Source organism: Staphylococcus condimenti (genome assembly GCF_001618885.1).
GTDB lineage: Bacteria > Bacillota > Bacilli > Staphylococcales > Staphylococcaceae > Staphylococcus > Staphylococcus condimenti.
The window spans coordinates 917,715-939,787 of record NZ_CP015114.1 but is presented as its reverse complement, the minus strand read 5'-3'; the positions used below and the strand labels follow the sequence as shown (position 1 = coordinate 939,787).

The 22,073-nt window shown below is 34.1% G+C and carries 25 protein-coding genes, 2 tRNA genes and 1 pseudogene; 11 read left to right on the top strand and 17 right to left on the bottom strand.

The features are described from left to right. The first annotated feature begins 11 nt into the window (after positions 1-11). The 5 genes from A4G25_RS04815 (at position 12) to merA (ending at position 6,175) form a co-directional block, all read left to right on the top strand. A complete protein-coding gene (locus tag A4G25_RS04815) occupies positions 12-851 on the top strand; it encodes a TerC family protein (protein WP_103163172.1) in 840 nt (279 codons plus the stop codon). Between the two features lie 173 nt (positions 852-1,024). Then, entirely contained in the window at positions 1,025-2,764 is a 1,740-nt protein-coding gene (locus A4G25_RS04810; protein WP_047131704.1) for a S1C family serine protease, read from the top strand. Between the two features lie 17 nt (positions 2,765-2,781). Continuing rightward, the gene (locus tag A4G25_RS04805) at positions 2,782-4,140 is read left to right on the top strand and encodes a TrkH family potassium uptake protein (protein WP_047131705.1); all 1,359 of its coding nucleotides are present in this window, start codon (positions 2,782-2,784) and stop codon (positions 4,138-4,140) included. A gap of 263 nt (positions 4,141-4,403) precedes the next feature. Further along, a complete protein-coding gene (gene hypR, locus A4G25_RS04800; RefSeq protein WP_047131745.1) occupies positions 4,404-4,823 on the top strand; it encodes a redox-sensitive transcriptional regulator HypR in 420 nt (139 codons plus the stop codon). A 29-nt stretch (positions 4,824-4,852) separates the two neighbouring features. After that, entirely contained in the window at positions 4,853-6,175 is a 1,323-nt protein-coding gene (gene merA, locus A4G25_RS04795) for a hypothiocyanous acid reductase MerA (RefSeq protein ID WP_047131706.1), read from the top strand. A gap of 63 nt (positions 6,176-6,238) precedes the next feature. Here merA and hisIE read toward each other — a convergent pair whose 3' ends face one another. The 10 genes and pseudogenes from hisIE to A4G25_RS04745 form a co-directional block, all read right to left on the bottom strand. Further along, complete coding sequence (gene hisIE, locus A4G25_RS04790; RefSeq protein WP_047131707.1) at positions 6,239-6,868, bottom strand: bifunctional phosphoribosyl-AMP cyclohydrolase/phosphoribosyl-ATP diphosphatase HisIE; 630 nt, start codon at positions 6,866-6,868, stop codon at positions 6,239-6,241. Then, positions 6,859-7,623 (bottom strand): imidazole glycerol phosphate synthase subunit HisF, encoded by a 765-nt coding sequence (gene hisF / locus A4G25_RS04785; protein ID WP_047131708.1) that lies wholly within the window; start codon positions 7,621-7,623, stop codon positions 6,859-6,861. Before hisF ends, hisIE begins: the two co-directional genes overlap by 10 nt. Further along, positions 7,620-8,323 (bottom strand): annotated as a pseudogene (hisA, locus tag A4G25_RS04780) (1-(5-phosphoribosyl)-5-((5-phosphoribosylamino)methylideneamino)imidazole-4-carboxamide isomerase). Before hisA ends, hisF begins: the two are co-directional and overlap by 4 nt. After that, positions 8,316-8,897 (bottom strand): imidazole glycerol phosphate synthase subunit HisH, encoded by a 582-nt coding sequence (gene hisH / locus A4G25_RS04775; protein WP_047131709.1) that lies wholly within the window; start codon positions 8,895-8,897, stop codon positions 8,316-8,318. The pseudogene hisA and the gene hisH overlap by 8 nt, the downstream one beginning before the upstream one ends. Further along, positions 8,894-9,475: an imidazoleglycerol-phosphate dehydratase HisB gene (hisB, locus tag A4G25_RS04770; protein ID WP_047131710.1), complete on the bottom strand. Its 582-nt coding sequence runs from the start codon at positions 9,473-9,475 to the stop codon at positions 8,894-8,896. The genes hisH and hisB overlap by 4 nt, the downstream gene beginning before the upstream one ends. Further along, complete coding sequence (locus tag A4G25_RS04765) at positions 9,453-10,457, bottom strand: pyridoxal phosphate-dependent aminotransferase (RefSeq protein WP_047131711.1); 1,005 nt, start codon at positions 10,455-10,457, stop codon at positions 9,453-9,455. Before A4G25_RS04765 ends, hisB begins: the two co-directional genes overlap by 23 nt. Next, on the bottom strand, positions 10,454-11,713 hold the full coding sequence (gene hisD, locus A4G25_RS04760; RefSeq protein WP_047131712.1) for a histidinol dehydrogenase: 1,260 nt from the start codon (positions 11,711-11,713) through the stop codon (positions 10,454-10,456). Before hisD ends, A4G25_RS04765 begins: the two co-directional genes overlap by 4 nt. Next, positions 11,703-12,320, bottom strand: coding sequence for an ATP phosphoribosyltransferase (gene hisG / locus A4G25_RS04755; RefSeq protein ID WP_047131713.1), 618 nt, complete (start codon positions 12,318-12,320; stop codon positions 11,703-11,705). The genes hisD and hisG overlap by 11 nt, the downstream gene beginning before the upstream one ends. A 12-nt stretch (positions 12,321-12,332) precedes the next feature. Continuing rightward, entirely contained in the window at positions 12,333-13,163 is an 831-nt protein-coding gene (locus A4G25_RS04750; RefSeq protein ID WP_047131714.1) for an ATP phosphoribosyltransferase regulatory subunit, read from the bottom strand. 172 nt (positions 13,164-13,335) lie between these two features. Continuing rightward, positions 13,336-14,151, bottom strand: coding sequence for an alpha/beta fold hydrolase (locus tag A4G25_RS04745; RefSeq protein ID WP_047131715.1), 816 nt, complete (start codon positions 14,149-14,151; stop codon positions 13,336-13,338). A gap of 195 nt (positions 14,152-14,346) precedes the next feature. Between A4G25_RS04745 and A4G25_RS04740 the strand changes: the two genes are divergently transcribed. Next, positions 14,347-14,895 (top strand): TetR/AcrR family transcriptional regulator C-terminal domain-containing protein, encoded by a 549-nt coding sequence (locus A4G25_RS04740; protein WP_052766742.1) that lies wholly within the window; start codon positions 14,347-14,349, stop codon positions 14,893-14,895. A gap of 86 nt (positions 14,896-14,981) precedes the next feature. Continuing rightward, entirely contained in the window at positions 14,982-15,701 is a 720-nt protein-coding gene (locus A4G25_RS04735) for a Fic family protein (RefSeq protein WP_047131716.1), read from the top strand. 684 nt (positions 15,702-16,385) lie between these two features. Here the strand turns inward: A4G25_RS04735 and A4G25_RS04730 are convergent. From A4G25_RS04730 to A4G25_RS04720, 3 genes are all read right to left on the bottom strand, one after another. Then, positions 16,386-16,474: transfer RNA gene (locus A4G25_RS04730), tRNA-Ser, on the bottom strand. Between the two features lies 1 nt (position 16,475). Next, positions 16,476-16,550, bottom strand: a tRNA-Asn gene (locus A4G25_RS04725). A gap of 147 nt (positions 16,551-16,697) precedes the next feature. After that, positions 16,698-17,270, bottom strand: coding sequence for a competence protein ComK (locus A4G25_RS04720; RefSeq protein ID WP_047131717.1), 573 nt, complete (start codon positions 17,268-17,270; stop codon positions 16,698-16,700). 211 nt (positions 17,271-17,481) lie between these two features. Here A4G25_RS04720 and A4G25_RS04715 point away from each other — a divergent pair, with 211 nt between their 5' ends. Then, positions 17,482-17,700 (top strand): IDEAL domain-containing protein, encoded by a 219-nt coding sequence (locus A4G25_RS04715; protein ID WP_047131718.1) that lies wholly within the window; start codon positions 17,482-17,484, stop codon positions 17,698-17,700. Between the two features lie 77 nt (positions 17,701-17,777). Here the strand turns inward: A4G25_RS04715 and A4G25_RS04710 are convergent, their stop codons facing one another. After that, positions 17,778-18,764 carry a lipoate--protein ligase gene (locus tag A4G25_RS04710; protein ID WP_047131719.1) on the bottom strand — a complete coding sequence of 329 codons (987 nt, stop codon included), beginning with the start codon at positions 18,762-18,764 and terminating at the stop codon, positions 17,778-17,780. Between the two features lie 199 nt (positions 18,765-18,963). Here A4G25_RS04710 and A4G25_RS04705 point away from each other — a divergent pair, with 199 nt between their 5' ends. Next, entirely contained in the window at positions 18,964-19,149 is a 186-nt protein-coding gene (locus A4G25_RS04705) for a YkvS family protein (RefSeq protein WP_015899900.1), read from the top strand. Positions 19,150-19,155: 6 nt separating this feature from the next. Further along, positions 19,156-19,758, top strand: a complete 603-nt coding sequence (locus A4G25_RS04700; RefSeq protein ID WP_047131720.1) for a CPBP family glutamic-type intramembrane protease — start codon at positions 19,156-19,158, stop codon at positions 19,756-19,758. A gap of 58 nt (positions 19,759-19,816) precedes the next feature. Here A4G25_RS04700 and A4G25_RS04695 read toward each other — a convergent pair whose 3' ends face one another. Further along, positions 19,817-20,023 (bottom strand): hypothetical protein, encoded by a 207-nt coding sequence (locus tag A4G25_RS04695; protein ID WP_047131721.1) that lies wholly within the window; start codon positions 20,021-20,023, stop codon positions 19,817-19,819. A 12-nt stretch (positions 20,024-20,035) separates the two neighbouring features. Continuing rightward, positions 20,036-20,245 (bottom strand): TM2 domain-containing protein, encoded by a 210-nt coding sequence (locus tag A4G25_RS04690; protein WP_047131722.1) that lies wholly within the window; start codon positions 20,243-20,245, stop codon positions 20,036-20,038. A gap of 238 nt (positions 20,246-20,483) precedes the next feature. Between A4G25_RS04690 and A4G25_RS04685 the strand changes: the two genes are divergently transcribed. Continuing rightward, positions 20,484-21,053 (top strand): GNAT family N-acetyltransferase, encoded by a 570-nt coding sequence (locus A4G25_RS04685; RefSeq protein WP_047131723.1) that lies wholly within the window; start codon positions 20,484-20,486, stop codon positions 21,051-21,053. A 28-nt stretch (positions 21,054-21,081) separates the two neighbouring features. Here A4G25_RS04685 and A4G25_RS04680 read toward each other — a convergent pair whose 3' ends face one another. After that, positions 21,082-22,020, bottom strand: a complete 939-nt coding sequence (locus A4G25_RS04680; protein ID WP_047131724.1) for a 1,4-dihydroxy-2-naphthoate polyprenyltransferase — start codon at positions 22,018-22,020, stop codon at positions 21,082-21,084. Positions 22,021-22,073 lie beyond the last annotated feature (53 nt).

The following is a 22,073-nucleotide window of genomic DNA, read 5'->3' as shown; positions in this document are numbered from 1 at the left end:
TGCGATATTTGATGAAACAAGGAGTTGGTTTCTTAATGGATCCCAGTTTAATTTTACCTTACTTATGGGTATTGCTCGTATTAGTATTTTTAGAAGGTTTATTAGCAGCAGATAATGCTGTTGTAATGGCCGTTATGGTTAGACACCTACCACCTGAACAAAGAAAGAAAGCATTGTTCTATGGTTTACTTGGTGCATTTGTATTTCGTTTTGCTTCATTATTCTTAATCAGTTACTTAGTAAACTTCTGGTTTATTCAAGCAGCTGGTGCTGTTTATTTACTTTATATGTCAGCGCGTAATTTGTATCAATTTTTCAAATCCAATCAGCATGGGCCTGAAAGTCCAGAAGCAGGTGATGATCACCACTATGATCAACATGGAAATGAAAAGAAAGTCGGACCAAAAGCTTTCTGGGGTACTGTAGCGAAAGTTGAATTTGCAGACATCGCCTTTGCAATCGACTCAATGCTTGCAGCAATGGCTATTGCGTTTACATTAAAACCAGTAGGTGTTCACTTTGGAGGAATGGACTTAGGTCAATTCTTAGTAATGTTTGCAGGTGGAATGATTGGTGTTATTTTAATGCGTTTTGCTGCAACTTGGTTTGTAGATCTACTTAACAAATATCCAGGATTAGAAGGTGCAGCATTCGCAATCGTAGGTTGGGTAGGTATTAAATTAGTTGTTTTAGTACTTGCACATCCGCAAGTACACCTGATTCCAGAAAACTTCCCGCATACAATTTTATGGCAAAGTATTTTCTGGGGCGTTATGATCGGCTTAGTTGTTATCGGTTGGTTAACATCATTACGTCATAATAAAAAAGCAGCACAAAATAAAGATAAATAATAAGAACGTAAAAATGCTTTCTGATAAATCACAAAAGTGTAATCAGAAAGCATTTTTAATTTTTGAAGGAATAATCTCAAATTATTTGTGTAAATAACAAGGATTTACAAGAAATTCATAATTAGTTATGTCATAATAAGACATAGGTATATTGTAGTAAAGGAGGCGTTAATATGGCAGAAGATAATCATTCAAATGATAAGAAAAAGCATAAGGATGGAAAACAAGTCATACCTAAACGTCATTATAAACGTAAACGTCGTTCATTCTTCCATAACGAGGAACGAGAAGAGCGTGTAAAAAAAGAACAAGAAGCAAAAGAATTAGAGAAAGAGCGTGAAGCAAAGCTTGCTAAAAACAACGAAGAGCGTGTAAAAGATAATTTGAGAAAAGCAAGAATTGAAAAGCTGACGCAAGAAGAAATTCAACATCAGAAACAAAAAGCGCATGAGAATACTAATGAAAATCCAACCGCTGATAACTTACATAGCGCTGCAAGTGAAAACAAAAAAGATAAATCAGAATTTGATACGGCAGAATCACCAAAACATCCTGAAAATGATAAAAAGACCACGGTTGCAACTAGTGCAGCTGCTGCTCAAATAGGAGACTCAGACAAAGCTACTAAACAAAAAGATAAAGTAGCTGAAACAGAAAGCGAAAACAAACAAACATCAAACCAAGATAAGACACATACGTCAAAATATAAGGAATCTAAAGATAAAGAAATGAATTCTAAAAGGAATGATGTATCTAAAAACGAAGGAAACTCAAGAATGTCAGACTTTCTACGTCAAAATTGGGCTAAAATTGCTGTTGTAATCGGTGCGATTATCTTAGTATTGCTGCTATTTGCGATTTTCCATAATCTGCAAGATAGAGATGGCACATCTTCAGGCCAAATTTCTTCCTTAACTGGCGGTACTGATAAAAAACAAACTACTATGATGAAAGCTGCTAAAGAAACGATTCACTCTGTGGTAACAGTTGAAAATAAAGGAAGTAATAAAAGCTCAGTAGAAAAAGAAGCACCAAAATCTGACGGAGAAATCGGCTCAGGTGTCGTCTACAAAAAAGTAGGCGACTCTATTTTTATATTGACAAACGCACACGTAGTAGGAGATAAATCCGATCAGAATATTTTATATGACGATAAACAAGAAGTAAACGGCAAAGTAATCGGAAAAGATAAATACTCTGATATTGCAGTTGTCAAAGCTAAAGTAGATAAGAACAGCAATGTTAAACCGATAGCAATCGGAGATTCTAATCAATTGCAGTTAGCTGAACCTATTATTACAGTTGGCAACCCATTAGGTGCTGATTTTAAAGGCAGCGTTTCTAGCGGAATTATTTCTGGCTTAAACAGAAACGTTCCAGTCGATATCGATAAAGATGGTAATTATGATACTTTAACAAAAGCATTTCAAATTGATGCACCGGTCAATCCTGGAAACTCAGGCGGGGCAGTAGTGGATCAAAATGGTAAATTGATTGGTATTGTGTCATTAAAAATTGACATGCAGGCAGTTGAAGGGATGGCTTTTGCAATTCCTGTTAACCATGCACTTGATTTAGCAAAACAATTAGAAAAGCATGGACATATTGATTATCCTAATACAGGTGTCCAAATTTCAAATGTAAGCGACCTTTCAGATAGTGAACGTCAGCAGTTTGATTTGCCTAGCAGTGTAAAACAAGGCGTTGTTGTTAGAGCAGTAAAAGATAGTTCAATTGCAGAAAAAGCAGGCTTGAAACCGGATGATATTATAGTAAAATTAGGTAGTACTAAAATAGAAGATAGTTTGCGTTATCGTCAAATCATTTTTGAGCATAAAGATGATAAAAAACCACTATCGGCAAAAATCTATAGAAATGGTAAACTAAAAGATATTACGATTAAATTGAAGTAACGTTGGGGTGAAAAAAGTTGTCCATTTTTAATCAATTATTTAAAAGAACCAGTCCTCAACAAGGTATAGTAATGTATTATCTGATTGCCATTGTCGCTGCATTCTTAATGTTGAACTTGCCGTATGTACACAAACCAGGTGTACATGTTAATCCCATAGATACACTTTTTGTGGCAGTCTCTGGAATCAGTGTGACTGGGCTAACACCTATTTCCATTGTGGATACTTATTCAACATTCGGTCAAATCATTATCCTTATCATCTTGAATATCGGTGGTGTAGGTGTCATGGCGATGGGTACAGTTTTATGGTTAGTACTTGGAAAGCGTATCGGTTTGCGGGAAAGACAATTAATTATGTTAGACAATAACCGAAATACGATGAGCGGTGCTGTAAAACTGATTATTGAAATCGTTCGAGCGATTCTGTTGATAGAATTAGTCGGCGCACTTTTATTGGCGTTTTATTTTTACAGAGATACGTCAGATATTCAATATGCATTAATGCAAGGGTTCTTTGTAGCTATTTCATCTACTACAAATGCTGGATTAGATATCACAGGTAATTCTTTGATTCCATATGCAGATGATTACTTTGTACAAACCATTGTAATGTTCCTGATTACACTAGGGTCGATAGGGTTTCCTGTATTGTTGGAAGTGAAAGCTTATATTAAAAATAGAATTCCAAACTTCCGCTTCTCACTTTTCGCTAAAATTACAACAATTACATATTTTGTGTTATTCGCATTCGGCACAATTGTAATTTTGTTATTAGAAGCAAACCATGCATTTCAAGGTTCAAGCTGGCACAAAGCATTATTTTATGCGATGTTCCAATCGACAACGACAAGAAGTGCTGGACTGGAAACCATCGATATCACACATTTTTCAGATGCGACTAATATTTTGATGGGCTTATTAATGTTCATCGGTTCATCACCAAGCTCAGTCGGCGGTGGTATTCGTACAACGACTTTTGCAATTTTGATATTATTTATCATAAACTTCAGAAATGATACTAACAACACGACAATCAAGGTGTTCAACCGTGAAATCCAACCGTCAGATATTCAAAAAACATTTACAGTATTTGGAGTGGCGACAATCCTAACGTCTGTTGCTATCATATTAACTTCAGCTTTTGAAGGAACGAAATTAACATTCTTGCAAGTGTTCTTTGAAATCATGTCAGCTTTCGGAACATGCGGTCTTTCACTCGGTGCTTCCGGAGATGGTAATGATTTCACAAAAGTAGTTTTAATGATACTGATGTTTATAGGACGTGTAGGATTAATTTCCTTTATTATCATGATTGGCGGCCGTAAAGATCCGGTTATGTATCATTATCCTAAAGAAAAAATTCAAATTGGATAATTAAACAACAAATTAAATAGATGAAGCATATTACAAAATACGCGCTTTATTGTAAATTCTGTCAACAGAAGAACGATAAAGTGCGTATTTTTTATATCGAACCATCAATCATTCTTTAGACGTTATAAAAGGCTTACTGACTTGTAATAATCAAAAGGGAATAACGTGTCTTAAAAAGCTTATTAACCGAGTAAGTTAATTGCTTTTAAGATAGGTATATGCTTAAATGTAATTATAAAAGTTACATTAAGAAGGTGGACACTATCAATTTAGAATTTAATATCGCAGTACACTTCCTTACTTTTTTAGCGAAGCATGCAGATGAACGTTTCAGCAGTAAAGCATTATCAGAATTGATTTGTGTTAACCCTGTACAATTACGACGTGTGACAAGTCAATTGGTCGAACATCAATATGTGGAAACGATTCGAGGAAAATATGGCGGGTATCAAGCTAATGAAAGTACAGCAACTGCTAATCTGGGTGATTTATTTCAGATTTTTACAGCACATAACGCACAAGGACGTCTATACACAGGCACTAAAGAGAGTGAATGTGAAATTTCTCGAAAAATTGAAGGTACGATGAAAGCGCACCATGCGAAAGAACACGCATTATTAAAACAGTATTATGAAAATTTTACAATTCAAGATATTTTAGAAGAAACAGTAACAACAATATAAAGTTATTCAACATTTGAGGAGGACAAAAGATGGAACATTATGATTTAGCAGTAATTGGTTTTGGTAAAGCCGGAAAAACATTAGCAAAATTTGCAGCATCGCAAGGTAAGCGCGTTGCTATGATAGAAAGAGATCAAAAAATGTATGGCGGTACTTGTATTAATGTAGGATGTATTCCTTCAAAAACATTAATTCATGATGGTTTAGAAGGTGATTCATTTGAAAGTGCTTTTGACCGAAAACGTCAAGTTGTAGGTGCATTAAATCAAAAGAATTATCATATGTTAGCAGATGAGTCTTCAATTGATGTTATTGATGCAGTTGCACAATTCAAATCGAATCATGAAATTGTATTATTAAATCACGAAAACCATGAAATTGGCGTTGTAACTGCCGATGATATTTTAATTAATACAGGTGCAACACCTGTAGTACCGGATATTGAAGGTATTGAAACATCAGAGCATTTATATGATTCAGCAGGTATTATGGATTTGCCGTTTAAACCTAAGCAATTAGTTATTGTTGGTGCAGGGTATATTGCTTTAGAATTTGCTTCTCTGTTTGCACATTTAGGTGTAGACGTAACTGTGCTTGCAAATCACGACGATATTTTACCGAAAGAGGATCCTGAGATTGTTGGATTAGTAAAAGAAGATTTAACAACAGCGGGTGTGAATTTGGTATTTAACGCTGAGACAAAACGTTTTGAAGATGTCGAAAATGGAACAATTGTTTATACGTCTGAAGGTGCGTATGAAGCAGATGCTGTATTGCTTGCAACAGGACGCCAACCGAATACACAAGGATTAGGTTTAGAAAACACAGATATAAAAGTAGGAGAACGTGGAGAAATTGTTGTTAACGATTATTTACAAACGGATGTACCGCATATTTATGCAGCAGGTGATGTTGTCGGCGGCATGCAATTTACGTATATTTCATTAGATGATTTCAGAATTATAAAAGACCAATTATTCGGTACAGGAGAACGCAGTACTCAAAATCGCGGAGTTGTTCCTTATACATTATTTATTGATCCTCCATTATCTAGAGTAGGTATGACAGGAGATGAAGCGAGAGAAGCGGGTTATAGCGTGTATGAAACAAAATTACCTGTTAATAATATTCCGCGTCATAAAATAAATAATGATGGTCGAGGTATGCTGAAAGCAGTCATGGATGAAAAAACTGGTTTAATTCTAGGGGCTACGCTTTATAGTACAGGTTCTGAAGAACTGATCAATTTAGTTAAACTAGCAATTGATCAAAAAGTACCATACAGTGTATTAGGCAATAACATTTATACACATCCAACAATGGCAGAAGCATTTAATGATTTATTCAAATAAGTAAAAACAAAGCGATGGTGCTACTTTTTAGTGCAACATCGCTTTGTTTTTGTATTATAGTAGTTACCATTTTTCAATATCTTGTCTTTCACCTTTAAAATTGCCGCTTTTTTGGTGTCTTGATTGTAATACTGCTTTGACTTCTGAAATAGAAACACCGCAAGCATTCAATAAAACAAATAAATGGTATAAAACATCTGCAGTTTCGTTAGTGAGTTCTTCTTTGTCTTTTTTCATTGCAGCAATTACAACTTCAAAAGCTTCCTCACCAAACTTTTTAGTAATCTTTTCAACACCTGATTTCAATAAATACTGTGTATATGATTTTTCATCATCGCTATTTACGCGAGAAGTTACGATTTGTTCTAAAGTATCAACAAAGAAGGGAACTTCTGTGTTGAAGCAGCTCGTACTTCCAGTATGGCAAGTAGGACCATCTGGTGTAACCATAACCAGTATGGTGTCTTGGTCGCAATTGAGGCGAATATCATCTACATGTTGATAGTTTTTAGAACTTTCGCCTTTTTTCCAGAGGCGTTCTTTGCTGCGAGAATAGAACCAGCATACTTTATCACGCAAGGTTAACTCATAAGCTTCTTCATTCATATAACCTAACATTAATACTTGTTTGGTTTGAGTATCTTGTAAGATTGCTGGTACAAGCCCCTTGGAGAAGTCTGGTTTTAGTGCCATCTGACATCCACTCCTTTATCTTTTAAATACGTTTTAACAGCACCGATAGTTGTTTCTTTATCATGAAAAATACTTGCAGCTAATCCGGCAGAAACTTTTGTTTGTTGGAAGAGATCTGCAAAATGCTGTGCATTACCTCCGCCTCCTGAGGCGATAACAGGTATAGATACTACCGCATTAATCTGATTCAGCAGTTGATGGTCAAAGCCTTGTTTAACGCCATCGTAATCCATACTTGTGACTAATAATTCTCCAGCTCCTAAATCTTCTACTTGGCGTACCCAGTCAAGGACGCGGATATCTGTCGGCTGTTTGCCGCCATGTGTATAACAAAACCAATCATTACGTTCGTCTTCCCATTTCGCATCTACAGCAATACAAATACATTGAGATCCGAATTTTTCGCTGGCTTCTTTTACTAACGAAGGGTTGCGTAAAGCACTTGAATTCAATGAAACTTTATCTGCACCGTGTTTGAGCAATGTTGATATATCATCAGTAGAACTGATGCCACCGCCGATAGTGAGCGGGATGAATAATTTTGATGCTGTTTCTTCAATAATATCTAACATCATTTGATGACCATTTTCAGTACGAGAAATATCTAGAAAAACCAATTCATCAGCCAGTTCTGAATTATAATAAGCTGCTAATGCGACAGGATCCCCGATATCACGCAGTCCTTTGAATTGAACACCTTTTACAACACGGCCATCTTTCACATCTAAGCAAGGGATAATACGTTTTTTAATCACGATAATCCCTCCCAAAAGTTTTGTGTATTAGCTGCTTTACCTACAATCGCTGCAGCAACCCCTGCTTTTTCTAGCTTCTCTAAATCTTCCTTGCTTCGAATCCCGCCAGAGGCGATGACCGGTAGTTTAGTTGACGCTGCGAGTTTTGCGGTTAATTCGAAATTAGGACCTTCTAATTTTCCGTCTTTAGAAATATCGGTATAAATAATACCGCCTAAAGGTGCACTATCAATTTGTTGAACATAATCAAACAAATTCAATCCAGTATCTTCCAACCACCCGTTGACTTTAATTTCATCGATGTAGGCATCTACAGAGATATAAATACGTCCAGGGTATTTCTCTGCAACAGTTTTCAGCCATTTAGGATCTTGGATGCCTTTAGTTCCTATAATGACGTTTTGAATGCCTATTTCAAAATAAGTTTTAATTGTTTCAAGTGTACGGATGCCGCCGCCAACTTCAAAAGTAATTGCGTTAATCCGACAAGTTGTTCGATGTAATCCGTTTCTAAAGACGTTTGCTGTTTTGCAGCAATTAAATCAATGACATGGATTCGTGTGACGCAGTCATATTGACTGTAAAATTCAATAGCTTCTTCTGCTGTACGTGACATTGCTTCTTTTGTCTCGTAATCGCCTTCGGTTAATCTCACACTTGTAGAGTCAATAAGATCGATTGCCGGCCATACTTCAATCATGAATAAAACCACCTTTCAATGCTTGATTTAAAATTTCCAAACCGTAGTCGCCGCTTTTCTCAGGATGAAATTGAATGCCGATTTTATTACCAGATTGTACAATCGCGGTTATAGGTAAACCGTAATCTGCTGTGGCTACAATCGGTGCATCTGTTTGAACATAATAAGAATGGATAAAGTAAACATCTTGATTGAGTAAAGGATGTTTACTTTCTAAATTGTTCCAACCAAGGTGGGGGACTGGATAATCTGTTTTGATAGGTACGACTTCACCATTTATCATGCCGAGGCCATTTGTATCTCCTTCTGCACTATGATTGAACATCAACTGCATGCCGAGACATATACCGATAAAGGGTTTGTCATTTTGCAATTCAATTAAAATTTTATCTAAACCTGAACCTTTAAGTGCTTGCATGGCATCTTTAAAATGACCGACTCCTGGCAATACGATATGAGAGCTTGAACGAATAACCTCAGGGTCATTTGTCAAAGCTGTTTCATAGCCCAGGTGATGAATTGCACGTTCAACATTTTTGATATTACCCACGCCATAATCAACGATTGCTATCATTCAATCACGCCTTTCGAAGAAGGGACACCTGTTGTGCCATCATTGGATAATGCGATTTTTAAACTTCTAGCAAATGCTTTGAAAATCGCTTCGATTTCATGATGTGTATTACCTCCGCGGATTAAATCGATGTGTGTCGTTAATCGAGCGTTAATTACGAGCCCTCGGAAAAATTCTTCGACAAGTTCAGTATCGAAAGTGCCTACCTTTTCTTTAGAAAATTCAGCATTAAATGAAAGGTACGGGCGACCGCTGATGTCTGTTACGACACGTGCTAATGTCTCATCCATCGGAATATAGAAAGTGCCATAGCGTGTAAAAGATTGTTTACCTTTGATAGCTTCTAAGAGGAGTTGGCCCAATACAATGCCAATGTCTTCTGTTGTATGGTGGTCATCTACTTCAGTATCGCCTTGTACGTTGATTTGCAGATGGATACCGCTATGGAAACTGAATAATGTCAGCATGTGATCAAGAAAACCGACACCTGTATTGATTGAGGATTCTTGATTGTTGTTCAAGTTCATGACAATATCGATTGATGTTTCTTTTGTTTTACGTTGTTTTTTGTAATTCAAATTGATCACTCCATTCTTTTACAATCATTTCCAATTGATCGAGTTCTTGTTCTGTTGCGATAGAATAACGTACAGCTTCTGATAATAAAGGTTCTTTATAAATACGAGGCAAGAAGCCATGTGCTTTGACATATTCACCTAGTTCACGCGCATGTTTGCCATATGTGAATACAAAATTAGCTTGTGAAGGAATGATTGTAATTTTATCGGCAACATATTGGTTGAAAATATCTTGTAATTTACGGCACAAGAAACGTTGTTCAGCAATTAATTGTTTGACACGTTTTTGGTCTTTGAAAAGTGCTTCAGCGAGACGCAAAGATAAAGTGCTCATTGGATAGGGGTGTGCAAGTCGATTAAGCTGCTTTATTGTTTCTGGTGTTGAAATGACGATACCGATACGCAATCCTGCTAAAGCAAAAGCTTTACTTAGTGTTTTCATGATGATGAGATGGGATTGAAGCGGAATGTCAATTGTTTTTCCGAATTCAATATATGCCTCATCCAAAACAAAATAGCTTCCTATACTTTTCAATTTATCGCTAATTGCGAGTAAAAACTCTGTAGGATACTGTACGCCAGTCGGATTATGCGGCACACTCATGATGAAGAAAGCAGGCTGTACTTCTTCGATTCGTGAGAGTATTGTATCAAGTGAAAATTGGAAGTTTTCATCGCTTTCTACATATTCGATAGGGCGGTCAGTTTGTTGTGCAAACTCTGTATACATCACGAAGTCCGGATTCAACGCAAGAACAGGTCCTTTAGGTAATGTGAGCATACATTTTTGAATCCATTCATCTGATCCATTCGCTGCTAAAACCTGGTTGACGTTTAAATTATAGTAATCAGCATAAGCTTGTAAAAAATCATGATATTGTCCCTCTGGATATACTTTGAAATCAGAAGTGCTCACTATATTTATGATCTCTTCTTGCGTCAAAGCAGGGATAGGACTTTCATTTTGGTTAATGTTAATCATTCTTCCTGCACCTCCTTATTCACTCTGACATGCACAGATTCTTCATGTTGGTATAATCCTTCGGTATGTGCAATTTCCATCGCACCTTCTGCAAGTTGATTAAACGTTGATTTGTTATAGCTGATAACTGAATGACTTGTTAAAAAGTCATTGACTGTAAGACCGTTTGTAAAACGAGAAGTTTGATTTGTCGGCAATACATGACTTGGACCAGCATTATAATCGCCAAGTGCTTCTGGAGCATAGGGTCCTAAAAACATCGCACCTGCATATTTGATTTTATGAATGTATTGTTCAGGGTTGCTTGATTGAATTGATAAATGTTCAGGTGCTACAAAATTAGCGATTTCGATATTTTCTTCGTTATCTTTTGTAAATATTGCATAATGGAAATTTTGGATGCTTGGTTCAATTATTGCTTTTCTTGGCGCTTTATTTATAGCTTCAGGTAACAATACTTCCACTTTTTCTAAGAGTTTTTTACTTGTAGAAAGTAAGAAGGTACGCGCATTTTCATCGTGCTCAGCTTGAGCGAGAATATCTTGTACAATAAACTCAGGTTCTGATGTTTCGTCAGCTATTATCATAATTTCACTCGGTCCTGCAATCTGATCGATGCCGACTTGCCCATAAAGTAATTGTTTGGCTGTAGCGACAAATTGATTGCCCGGACCAACAATTTTATCTACTTTAGGAATGGTTTGTGTTCCGAACGCTAATGCAGCTATACTTTGTGCGCCGCCAACTTGGAATACACGGTCTACACCTGCAATTTTACAAGCAGCTAGGATGCTTGGTGCGATACCATCAGGTTGGGGTGGTGTTACAACAATGATATTTTCGACACCTGCTGCTTCAGCTAATGTTGCAGTCATTAATACAGTGGAAGGATAAGCAGCTTTGCCGCCAGGTACATAGATGCCGACACTTTCTAATGGGTTATAAATTTGACTTGTATTCTCTCCAATGACGTTTTCATGTTTAATTCGTTCTTGAAAGGCTTTTATATTTTCATAACTTTCTATAAGCGCATTTCGTAAATCGGGAGAAATTTTATCTAAGCTTTCATTAATATCGGTCCGTGATATTTCAAGCTCTGAAAGCTCGACATTATCAAATTGTTGATTATATTGAAAAAGAGCTTTATCTTGATGAGTTCGAACATTTTCAATAATATTTTGCACATTATTAATTAAATCTTGATTTAAAGCTGAAGCTGTTTCAAACTGACGGTAAAATTCGTTCTTATTGATCATGTATAGAAACCCCCAATTGTTGGATGAAATTTTCAATCGCTGTTGATTTACTGAAAAATGCGTGCTTGTTCGTAATAAGGCGGGCATTGATTTCCCCGATTTGTTCTCTTTCTTCTAACCCATTTGATTTAAGCGTTGTACCTGTTTGTACGATATCGACAATCGCATCTACCATATCAACTACAGCAGCTAGTTCTACTGAGCCGGATAACTGAATAATACTGATATCTGTACCTTTTTGATTAAAATAATCACGTGTTGTTTTAACGTATGTCGTGGCTACACGCTGTATATTTGTAATATTAGGTTTCGCTGCTACAGAAAAATGACATTCTCCAAAAGGGAGATCAATATAATTATTTATATTATGATTAGGTCTTTCTTTTAATATGTCACTGCCAGTAATCCCAATATCTGCAATGCCTTCTTCTACATATGTTGGAACATCTGAACCTTTTACTAATATGAATTTAATAGAGCCGGCAGTGATTTGTAATTTACGTTCACGATTAATAAGTGCATTTGCCCACACGTTATTATTATTTCTTTCTAAGAATTTGATAAAGTCTTTGAGTAATCTTCCTTTGCTGAGGGCAACAGTTAACATAGTATTTTCCTCCTAATCCACTTTAATACCAAAGCCGAAACCTTCAATTTCACCATCATAATGTCCGCCTGACATAATAGGTTCTGACTGGTCGTTTTTAAATATTTGCATAAAACTGCCGATATAATATGACTTAGGCGGCATCGTTGTAATATCCAGGTGAATGCTTTCAATACCTGCACGCTTTAATTCCTCAGACCAGCGTAAAATTGATAAATAAGTAGGGTGATCATTTGGAATAAGGGATGGAATATAATCTAGCTGCAAATGTGTGGGTTGTTTCAGTAAATTTACCAGAGGGTGTGTTTCTGATAATTTTCTGCTCAGTTCCGAAATATTACGTTCATTTATGAGTTGTAATATTTCTGGTGTTTGCTCTGTATCTGATAATAGCAAGTTTAGTAATTGGTAATGACCGATAACCGCAAAGTCGACTGGTTGTTGCATTTCTTCTTTTATGAATTTCAGCATGTATTGAAAGCTTGTCAGCATATCTTCGTAAGATGGATTGAAAACTTCAATACCAAGATTGGTGCTTATATGTTCATTATTAGCAATTGGACCTGCATAGACTGCACGTTTGAAATTCAAATCAAATGTTCTTGCATAATGTTGCAACTGATCTGTCCAGTCATTGCGCAATGCAAAGAAGTTTTGACCGTTTTTCCATATGCTTCTAGTACTCATACTCTCTAAATCATCTTGAGTTAACTGCTGCCAATTTAATCGTTCGATAAAATGTAAATCAATTACTGTATATTGATGATTTTTAAAGTAATTTAAAAATTTGAATTCTAAATCTTTTCGTTCCAGCACTTTGTCTTGATATTCGATGTAGTTCATTTCATAGCCTCGCTTTCACATACACTTTTACTCTCTACCGAACTAAAGTAAAAATGAATTAATGACAGTATCATAGCATGAAAGAATCTCCATTTCAATAGAAAATTCTGAATATTAATGAAAATAAAAAAAAGAGACGCATGATAGCGCCTCATAAATAAATATTAAAGAGTTATTTTTTTAAAGCTTCTAATAATAATCTATTTACTTCATCTTTTTTCTCGAAGAATAAAGCATGTCCTGCTCCTTCAACTTTAGAAAGTGTATAGTCAGGTGCTTCTTTTTCAAGGTATTCAGAGAATTCAATAGGGCAAACATGGTCTGCTGTACCATGGATTCCGTAAACAGGTAAATCTAGAGATTTGATTTCTTCACGTAAGTCTTCATCTCTTAGTGATTCAGCAAGTTTTACTGTACCAATTAGTGAAGAAGTTAAAGTCATATTATTAAAGTAGTTTTTATATTCATCTGATACTTCAATATCTGAATTGAAGAAAGAACTTTCACCAAAGTCACCAATTGCTTTAGGTTGATCATCATTGATTGAATCAATTAATGCCGTAACGTCTTCTGCTTTTAATCCGTACGGGTAGCCATCTCGTTGTACGAAGCTTGGTCCTGCTGGTCCGAGTAATACCATTTTTTTCAGATTATCATTATTATGTTTAACGCCGTATTTCAATGCTAAAGCACCGCCTACAGAGAAACCTACAACAATATAATCTTTCAAGTTTAATTCGTCTACTACTTTTTGAATGTCATCTGCAATAGTATCATAATCATATCCATCTGCTGCTCTATCAGATAAGCCGAAGCCACGATGATCAATACCGATATAGCGGTAACCATTTGCAACTACAAAGTCAGCTTGATATTCAAACATTGTATTATTTGCTGGCCAGCCGTGTAAGAAAACCAATGGTTGACCTGAACCGAAATCATCTACGTTTAATGCAACTTCATCGCTTACTTGTATTCTGTGTTTCATAAATTATTGCCTCCATTCATTTATTGTACGAAGAATACTATACCCCAAGCATGCTTTTGAGAAACTTAGGCAACCTTATATAGCAACTTCTTATGATTATGTTAAGATATGAAAACAAGAAAACAAAATAATTAAAATATTAAGTGAGAATTAATGCTCACTTTTCATAATTGTGGGTTGTAAATGAGGTGAATTATGAAGAAAAAAGAAGATTTAAGAGTAATTAAAACTAAAATGAATATTGAAAATGCTTTTTTAAATCTGTTTTATCAAAAGGAAATAGAACAAATTTCTGTGAAAGAAATTACGACAGCAGCTCAAATAGCTAGAAAAACTTTTTATCTTCATTATTTAGATAAATATGATTTATTAGAGAAGATATTCATCAGAAGATTAGAAGAACTAAGAGGAATTTGTCGAAATTTAAAAGTTGAAAATTTGAACCTAATCATTGATGAATGGTTCGAGTTCTTTTACCAGCATCAAAAATTCTATATCTCTTTATTTGTAAATAAACACTCCATGGGTAGTCGCCATGACTTAATCCAATTTTTACAAAGAATGTTATCAGAGGTTGTGTCTCCTAATGTTTGTGCACAAAGAGGAATGGATTTCAATATGACATTAAATTTTCTCGGCTATGGGTTGATTGGAATGATTGATCAATACTTACTGGATGGAGAAAAGGGGAGAATAGCAGTAAAAAAACATATTATGACATTATTGAGTACCTATAGGGATTAAAGTTCTGTGGAAAAGTTGAAAATCAATAAACAAGTGTTATTTTAAGGAAATTAAAAAATTCAGCCTGATATAGGGAAGTGAACATCATGAAGATGACAGGAAAGCAATTATTTTGGTTAAAAAATTCTAATAATGGCATTTATAATAGGTTGAAAACAGAATTTTTGTTTCATTCTAATAAATTAGAAGGTAGTAGGTTTAGCAAAGATGAAGTAATGAAATTAATTACGGATAGTGAAGTCTCTGGCCCACACAAACTAAAAGATGTTATAGAAACAGCCAATTCATTAGAAGTATTTGATTTCATTGTAGAAACGCAGAATGAAAAGTTAACGGAGAGGTTAATAAAAGAATGTCATAGTATTTTATTCAAAAACACTTTAAATATTTTTGATGATAAACTTGCTGGAACATATAGACCTGTAACATCTAGATTAAACAAGGTAAATTTAGAATTATCAAGTCCAGAAACGATACATTTTGATATGGAACTGTTAATCCAAAAATATAAAGAAACTAAGATGGATATCAATAAAATCGCTGAGTTTCATAGTAAATTTGAAAAAATACATCCATTCCATGATGGAAACGGTAGAATTGGACGATTCATTATTTTAAAACAATGCTTAGATAATGATATAGAGTTAATTGTAGTAAACAGCGAATATGAAAAAGAATATAAAGAAGCACTTTATATTGATCAAACTGGATATGCCATTGATGCATTAGTAAATATATTTGGTAAATTTCAAAGAATTTTTGACAAGGAAGTTGAAATATACTGGGATAACAAAGAGACAAATTAGATAAAAATATACCATCTGACATTTAAGGGATAACAATTTCAACGATTAAAACCATACTTAATAATAAAGTGGAGATTAATGAAGCTTCTTTTGGAATTAAAGTCGAATTGACTCATGCATATGAATTTCTGGTAGAAAACAGCAAAAGAAGGCTCGTATTTCAAAAGGTAATTAAAAATGCTATCTATGTATTGCCAAAAATATAACAACAGATGCAGAAGTTGATGAGCATGTAACAAAGCGTTGAATATATTAATATATTATAATTTTTGAATTTAGGAGAATTCGTATGAAATACAAAATAACAACAGGAATATTCTTCATAATATTGATATTCATATATACTTTCAAAGTAGAGCCATTTTTGAAGAATGACAATCAGTTTTTAAACTTTTTAATTATAATTATTATATTTATAATTGGAACTTTATTAGGGATTTTAGGAAGAAAATTAGATAAGAAATAAAAACCTTAATGCAATAAATTATTCGATGGGTTTCTTATGAAAAATCATTTTTAATTGAGACTTTTGCTAAGAGTGTTGCTAAAAAGAAAAAAGAAGTAATAAAAATGATAAAACTTCAAAACTTGCAGTAAATCTTTATGTATTAAAGGTTTTAGAGGACAATAAAAAATAGCTAGAAGCAATTATTATAACTGCTTCTAGCTATTCTATGTAATTTACGGAAACGGAGGGATTCGAACCCTCGCGCCGCTCTCGCGACCTACACCCTTAGCAGGGGCGCCTCTTCAGCCAACTTGAGTACGTTTCCATGGCTCCACAGGTAGGACTCGAACCTACGACCGATCGGTTAACAGCCGATAGCTCTACCACTGAGCTACTGTGGATTAATCTGATTTATTCAAGCACAAGTACTATTATAACAAGACCTTTAAAAAATTCAAGAGAAAATAACAAAAAATAAGCGGAACATTTACACCATATTAATATGAATATCCCGCTTATTAACTTACTACTATAATTATAAAATGAAGCTATGATTTTTTGGATTGATTTATAATAAGATAAGTACACAGTGTTTCATAAACATCTAAAGTTGGTTTTGAATAGTCGATTGGTTGTTCAGTATTCCATTTAATTGTTTTTACACGTTTTTTAAGAAGATGTTCATAATAGATTGCATTTTTATATTGATGATTAATAGTACGTGTTGTAACAGGGGCGGTAATAAATTGACCATCAATAAAGTTAATACGTGTTTCTTTAGCACCTATTGATTTGATGTCTTTAACATATTCAATATTTATCCAAATATTTGTTAGTGAACTGATAGATTGGGTTGAGAATAGTATGAGAGAAATGATAGGTGAGAGCAATATGGGAGGTTTACTTTTGATATCTGTTATTCGTATAGTATCAGAGCGCAAAATAGAGAATTTTGATCCATAAAATTCACATGAACTTTCTAATGCTTTTCGAGGGGGGATGTTTATTATTCGAGGTTCTTTTTCATAAGTAAGAATTTTGGTGACAGGATAATGTCCGTTTTCTTTGACGATGGGCATAATAGCGATGTCGTTGCTTTTGAAGATGTATTGTTCTTCCATATTCAATGTCCTCCTATTAAGTTGTTTGATGTTGAATTACAAAAAAATCAAAATCTATAATTATTGTATACTAGCACCTGAAAAAGTCAATAGAAACTTTAGTGTTAAAATTACACTATTTATTTTTTAAAAAGTCAGAATATTCATTGATTTTAGAATAAATACGAGGTATACTCTTAATTACATAAAAAAGAGAAAGGTAGTGATTACTATGAATCACAATATCAATGTAAAAAATGGGACGCTACAAGCATTTGTGGCAAATGTGAATGATTTAGGAGTAGAACTTGTAATTGATCAAGCATTACGTAATGTTCGAAAAGAGAAATTGACTGAGCTTATTGATCAAGCACTTGTTAATAAAGACGAAGAAGCTTTTAATCGATATACTGCAGAATATAATCAATTGGAGGATGTTTTAATTGGATAATTCATCATCGTGTTCCTGGGTAAAATAAAGGACTATTCATTACGAATTAATAATGAATAGTCCTTATTTTTTATTTATTAAGACATCAGTCTGATTAATTCTTCGCGCGGTATATCTCCGAAATAATGATATAAATCAAATTCCGAAAGCGCTTCTTCGATACTTTCAAAATTATGCAAGCTGCCGATTAAAGCTTCTTCTAAATCAGTGACATCTCCTACGCCGAAGAAATCTCCGAATATTTTAGCGTGTTCGATACGACCTCTTTTAACATGTAATTTAATTTGAACAAAGCCTTTTTCAAATTTCTCTTCACGTTCGAAGTTATATTTAGGATTTTTACCGTAATTCCAATCCCAAGTGCGGTATTTTTCATCACTTAAAGCTTCAATATTTTTCCAGTCTTCATCAGTTAATTTATATTCTTCAACTTCATGTTCACCAAAGATATGTTTCAAAATAATTTGTTTAAAAGCTTCGATATCAATTGGTTCTTCAAGGAATTCAGATATATTAGCAACTCGTTTTCTAACTGATTTGATACCTTTAGACTGGATTTTAGCAGGATTTACACGCAATGCATTTTGAACTTCATCTAAATCACTATCAAGCATCAATGTTCCATGACTGAACATACGATTTTTGACTTTAACCATTGCGTTACCTGAAATTTTGGCTTGACCAACTTGAATATCATTTCTTCCTGTCATTTCAGCATCTACACCCATACTATTTAACGCTTGAACAATAGGTTGAGTAAATTTTTTGAAGTTATGGAAACTGTTTCCATCATCATCAGTGATGAAGCTGAAATTTAGATTGCCGAAATCATGGTAGACTGCGCCACCGCCTGATATTCTGCGCACTACATCTATATTATGTTCTTCTACATAGTGTTGATTAACCTCTTCAATTGTATTTTGGTTTTTTCCAATAATAATTGATGGGCGGTTAATATAGAATAAGAAATAATCACTATCTTGAGGAAGGTATTTTAAAACATATTCTTCCATTGCTAAATTAAGTTTGGGGTCTGTTATATTATTATTGCTTACAAATTTCAAATGTTCTCTCTCCTTTATGCTTACTATTCCTTAATACTTTATTTATCTCGTATTTTGAACTAAAATGCCAATGAAATAGTTGGAATTTCACAATTAAGTTAGAATTTAGTATAATTATATCGCTTTCATATGATATTTGTTTATTTAAAGCACAAATTTTAGTACAATGTAACTTAGTATAATTCGAGGAGGACCTGTAATGACTGTTGCAGAAGTAGGAGATATTGTAGAATTTTATGATGGACTTAGAGGTCGTGTTGAAAAAATTAATGATAATTCAGTGATTGTTGATTTAACAATTATGGAAAACTTTGAAGAATTAGATTTACCGGAAAAAACGGTGATTAATCATAAACGCTATAAGATAGTTGATCAAGAAGGTTAATAAACAATGAAAACAAATACTAAAGCTTTGTTGTGGTTTATAATCAGCTTTATTATATTCCACACCATATTATTTATCATGTGGGGAGAACGACAAGAATACTGGTATCTATATACTGGAATCATGTTGTTTGCTGGAATCAGTTATGTGTTTTATCAACGCGATATTGCATCTAAACGATTATTGCCATCGATTGGTATTGGACTAATCACAGCTGTTGTTTTAATAATTGTACAACTTATCATGTCATTGATGTCTCAAGAAGTGACTTATACGTCATTAATAAAAGACTTATCACGATCAGGAGTATATTTTAAATGGCAGATTTTAGTTACGTTATTATTTGTAATCCCTTGTCATGAGCTTTATATGCGTACTGTATTGCAAAAACAACTATTAAACTTAAAATTGCCTGCATGGGCAGCAATTGTGATTACTGCTTTATGTTCAGCATCTTTGTTTTTCTATTTTGACAAAATTTGGGTATGTATATTTGTTTTTATTGTTCAAATTATTTTATCTCTCAGCTATTTTTATACACGCCGTATTATTACAACTTCAATTGCACAAATTGTGGCAGTTGTATTATTGCTGATTTTTCATGGTTAAATAATAAAACCTGGAATATTCCATTTTCGGAATATCCCAGGTTTTTTAATTATCAATCTTAATAAGTAGAACGTTGCAATATTTCAAAATGTGAGATTTTTGAAATATTTACTACATACTCTGCGGGCTCTGTTACATGAAGAACCCCTTCGTCTGTGTCCTCATTAATGCCTTCAACTGAAATTTCTGCTTGGTTGTCCATATATAAAATCAAATATTTACTAGGAAATGATTCTAAATACGATAAAATAGTAGATTTGTTCAAATAAATCTCTCCTTAATTAAAAGCAATATTTCCGTCTTCATCTGCAGGTTTAAAGAATAATGTGATAATAGCATCAATAATTGCAATAATATGCGGGATACCTGTCCAGAAGAATAGCAAGAAAATAATCCCTAATCCTTTTTGGCCAGAATAAAACTTATGAATGCCGAAGCTACCTAAAAAGATTGCAAGAGCAATATAAATCACTTTATTTACTCGCATTACAAGTTCTCCTTTTTGTATAATTTTAATTAACTTCCAACTATATTATGTAATAATTAAGATAATATTTCCAATTTAGATGCTTATTAACAGGGTAATTAAATTGAGAAAATATATATGGTCATTTTTTGAATGATACTAAATTCATCGATTTGTACTATCTATACATATACATCTTTCACAAAAGGTGTGCAATATTGATAAAATATAAGTGATTAATAGAAAAAGAGGGGACATTATGATACGACAAGCTAAATTTGAAGATCAACATGAGATTGCAGAGTTATCTTATATTATTTGGGAGGATATGGAATTACCTATTGTAAAAAAATTTGAGAAAGCACAAGTTATATCATGGTTAGAACAAGCCATTACAAAAGTGCCATATCGAACTTTTTATGAAAATGTATTGGTTTATGAAATAGATGGAGATGTTGCAGGCATTATTGTCACATATAAAGGTGAAGATGAAATGCATTTAGAAAAAAATTGGTTAAAACTTGATTTGCCTGAAAAAGTACGTAAAATTGGAACGCCTTTACCTTTAAAAGAATCAAAAGATGATGAATTGTATATTGAGACTGTAGCTGTTTTTCCTCAATACCGCGGCAAAGGAATCGCAACACAACTTATGCATTATATTATAGAAGAACATAGAGATAAAAAGTTGAGTTTGAGTTGTGATTATGAAAATAATGGTGCATATCAACTTTATCAACGATTAGGTTTTGAAACGGAGGGAACGATAGATTTGTACGGTCATGAGTATCGTCATATGATTATAAATAAGAAAAACACTGAACAATAGTCGCTCAGCGTTTCAGTCCGATAATTAATTAAATTCCGCCTAATAAGGCACTGATATAAATACCTAAAGCATAAAGCAGACCAAATACAGTATTTGTTTTGCCTGTAGCCGCCATTGCAGGCATCATTTCAGCAGGTGTGTCGTTTTTCTTGAAACGGCGAATCGCTTTTACTGGGAATGGGAATGATAATAATGCAAGTAGGTAAAAGATTGAACCGCCTGGAACAAAGAAACCTGTATAAATGACCCAAACATAAGCAACGATATACATGACTGCCATAAAGCGAATAGAATTATTTTTACCTAATAAAATCGGTAAAGTTTTACGTCCGCTTTGTTTATCTTTAACACGGTCGCGGATATTATTTGCCATATTTATAAGACCAATTGTAATAATAATCGGGACACTGATCCAAACTGCATAACCTTGGATATTATCAGTTTGAATAAAGAATGAAATTAAGATTATGATAAGCCCCATAAACACACCGGCGAATAATTCTCCAAATGGTGTCCAAGAAATAGGGAATGGTCCGCCTGTGTAAAGATAACCGACTGCCATGCAGACAATTCCAACTGGTATTAATAAGAATGATGATTGTATGGCGATAAAAAGACCGAGCAATCCTGCGATAACATAAAATGCAATAGCAAGATTCATAACCAGTTTTGGACTCATACCATTACGTACAATCGCGCCGCCGATACCAACGGAAGTATGATCGTCTAGACCTTTCTTAAAGTCGTAATATTCGTTGAACATATTAGTGGCAGCTTGAATAAGTAAACATGCAAGTAACATTGCTAGAAATAGACTGAGTTTTAAATGATCTTCACTGCCTAATAGAAAAAGCTTAGCAGTTGCAGTACCAACCAGAACAGGAACAACTGAAGCTGTTAGTGTGTGGGGACGCATTAAATGCCAGTATTTTCGTACAGTAGAATATTGCTGATATTGATTTGACATTTTTTCTCCTTTTTATTCTTTAATATAACAAATTTCAGAGTGCGGATAATAAT